The sequence below is a fragment of the Actinomadura rubrobrunea NBRC 15275 genome (genome assembly GCF_001552235.1).
Classification (GTDB): Bacteria; Actinomycetota; Actinomycetes; order Streptosporangiales; family Streptosporangiaceae; genus Spirillospora; species Spirillospora viridilutea.
The window spans coordinates 1-3291 of the sequence record NZ_BCQU01000179.1; the positions used below are offsets into that span (position 1 = coordinate 1).

The following is a 3291-nucleotide window of genomic DNA, read 5'->3' on the forward strand; positions in this document are numbered from 1 at the left end:
GGGCGGCGAGCACGTCGGCGAGCCGGTTCGCCGCCGCGTCGAGCTCGCCGTAGGTGAGGACGGTGTCCCCGTCGATGACGGCGGGCGCGTCGGGACGCGCGGCGGCCTGCGCCTCGAACAGCCCGGTGATCGTGGCGTCCGGGACGGCGCCCGCGGTGTCGTTCCACACGGTGAGGACGCGGTGGCGCTCGTCCCCGTCGAGGAGTTCGACCCGCCCGACGGCCCGTCCGGGGTCTTCGACGAACGCTTCGATGAGCCGCCGCAGGCGGCCGAGCAGCCGGTCGGCGTCCTCCGGCCGGTACAGGTCGGGCCGGTAGTACAGGCGCAGGGTCAGCCGGGGGCCGGGCACGGCGGCGAGCGACAGCGGGTAGTGCGTCGCGTCGTAGGAGTCGACCTGGGTCACCCGCACGCCGTTGACCGACTCTCCGGTGGACGACGGGTCGTACGGGTAGTTCTCCAGGACCGTCACGGTGTCGAAGACCGCGCCGTCCCCGGCCGCCCGCTGGATATCGGTGAGACCGAGATGCTGGTGGGGCAGCAGTTCGACCTGCTGGTCCTGGATGCGTTCGAGGACGGCCGCGAAGGAGTCCGCCGGCCGGGCCCGCACCCGCACCGGCACCGTGTTGACGAACAGCCCGATCATCGACTCGACGTCCGGGAGGTCGGCGGGGCGTCCCGAGACGGCCGCGCCGAACACCACGTCGTCGCGCCCGGTGAGGTGGGCGACGAGCAGGCCCCAGGCGCCCTGGAGGGCGGTGCCGAGCGTGACGCCGTGCCGGCGCGCCAGCCTGGTCAGCCTCCGGGTCAGCCGTTCGTCCAGTTCGATCTCGGCGCGGCGCGGCGGCGTCGCGGGCCGTCCGGCCGCCTCGGGCGCCACCAGGGTCGGGCCGTCGACGCCCGCCAGGGCGTCTCGCCAGGCGCGCGCCGCGGCGTCGCGGTCCTGCCGGGCGAGCCAGGCGAGATAGGTCTTGTAGGGGGCGGGCCGCGGCAGCCCGGTGTCGTCGCCGCCCGTCGCGTACAGCGCGAACAGCTCGGTGGCCAGCAGCGGCGTGGACCAGCCGTCCAGCAGGATGTGGTGGTTGGTGAGGACGAGCCTGTGCCGCAGCGGTCCGAGCCGGAGCAGGACGAACCGCAGCAGCGGCGGGTCGGTCAGGTCGAACGGGCGGCCGCGTTCGCGCCGGGCGACGGCCGCGGCCTCGGCGTCCGGGTCGGCGGCGCCGCCGAGGTCGATCTCCTCCCACGGCGTCTCGACGCGGCGCGGGATCACCTGGACGGGGCGGCTCAGCCCTTCGTGCCAGAACGCGGCGCGGAGGTTGGGGTGGCGGCGCAGCAGCGTGCCGGCGGCGGCCCGCAGCGCGCCGGCGTCGAGCGGCCCTTCCAGGGTGAGGACGAGCTGGGCGGTGTAGACGTCCGTTCCGCCCGTGCCCGGCGACGCCTCGGCGTCGTGCAGCGCGTGGAAGAAGAACCCCTGCTGCAGCGGCGCCAGGGGCAGGATGTCCTCCAGGTCGGACCGGGTCACCGCCGCCTCCTCCATGCCTCCTGGAGCTTGTCGATCTCTCCCTGGTCGAGGTCCACCAGCAGGTCGGAGGGGGTGAAGCCGCCGGCCGACCCGCCGGCGACGTGCGCGGCCAGGCCGCGCAGCGCGGTGAACCACGCCTCGGCCAGCTCGCGCACCTCGTCCTCGGCGAGCAGCCGGTCCGGCCACGTCCACGTGGCGGACAGCTCGGGGCCGCCGGGCAGGTCCCGGGTGACCGCGTTGACCTCCAGGACGTGCGCCATCGGCATGCGCGGGTCCTCGCCGGGCGGCGTCTCCTCGGGCGCCAGGCTCCAGTCGGCGCCTTCGTCGCCGGGGGCGACGCGGCCGAGGTAGTTGAACGCGACCTGCGCGGACGGCGGTTCGGCCAGCTCCTCGGCGGCCGCCGGGTCGAGGTACCGCAGCAGGCCGTAGCCGATGCCGTTGCCGGGGATCTCGCGGAGCTGCTCCTTGACCTTCTTCAGCGCGGCGCCGAGGGCCGGGCCGCCCGCGCGGATCTCGGCCGGGTCGACGAGCCCCGGGTCCAGGCGGACGGGGTGGATCGAGGTGAACCAGCCGACCGTCCGGGTGACGTCCACACCGGGGAGAGCGTCGTCGCGGCCGTGCCCTTCGACGTCGATCAGGACGCTGGTGCCGCGGCCGCCCCGCCGCTTCCGGTGCTGGGCGACGGCCAGGGCGAGCCCGGTGAGCAGCACGTCGTCGACGCGGGCGTGGAAGGCGGCGGGCACGTCGGTGAGCAGCGGCCCCGTCACGTCGGCGGGCAGGCGCAGCGACAGCGACCTGGCCCGTGCCGCGATGTCCACGCGCGGGTCGAGGGCGCGGTCGGCGATGCGCTGCTCGGGGCCCTCCACGATGTCGAGCCACGTGTCCAGCTCCTCGGCGCGTGCCGGGTCGGACGCGGTGGCGGTGAGCCGCTGCGCCCAGCGCCGGAACGACGTCCCGACGGGCTCCAGCGCGCCGCCCGCCCACGCGGTCACCAGGTCCGGCAGCAGGACGCGCCACGACACCCCGTCCACGACCAGGTGGTGCAGCATCACCAGCAGCCGTCCCTGCGCCGGGCCCGCGTCGAACCACACCAGCTGCGCGACCGCCCCGGTCCGCGGGTCGAGCCGGTCGCGCGCCGCCAGGGCCTGCTCGGTGATGACGGCGCCGAGTTTGTCGGCGTCCAGCCCCGCCGCGTCCACCCGGACGACCTGGTCGTCGGCCCGCACGTCGCCCACCGGCCGCACGACGGGCCGCCATTCCCCTTGTCCGTTTCCGTCCCCGTCCCTGTCCTCGTCCCTGTCCTTGTCCTCGTCCTTGTCCAGGTCGACGTCGAGGCGGAGCCGGAGCATGTCGTGGTGGTCGACCACCGTCTGCCATGCGGCCGTCAGCCGGTCCAGGCCGAGGCCGGCGGGGGTGCGCAGCAGCACGGACTGGTGGAACCCGCTGATCAGGGCGGCGTCGCCGCCGACCCGCTCCCGCAGCCACGCCATGATCGGCGTGACGGGCACGGGACCGACCCCGGAGCCGGGCGGTTCGTTCTCGACCGTGTCGTCGTCGGTGACCGGTCGGGCGATGGCCGCGAGGCGTTCGACGGTCTGGTGCTGGAAGACCTCGCGCGGGGAGATCACCAGCCCGGCCCGCCGGGCCCGCGCCACCAGTTGGATCGCGATGATCGAGTCCCCGCCCAGATCGAAGAACCCGTCGTCGACCCCGACCCGCTCTAGCCCCAGCACCTCGGCGAACAGCCCGGCCAGGACCTCTTCCTGCGGCGT

2 protein-coding genes are annotated in these 3291 nt (G+C 75.2%); both read right to left on the bottom strand.

Features of this window, described 5'->3' with window-relative positions:
* On the bottom strand, nt 1–1519 hold a 1519-nt coding region (locus AR3_RS28720; RefSeq protein ID WP_245637942.1), incomplete at its 3' end, for a condensation domain-containing protein.
* Nucleotides 1516–3291 (bottom strand): condensation domain-containing protein (locus AR3_RS28725; RefSeq protein WP_245637943.1); only part of this gene is annotated, 1776 nt, incomplete at its 5' end. The genes AR3_RS28725 and AR3_RS28720, both read right to left, overlap by 4 nt.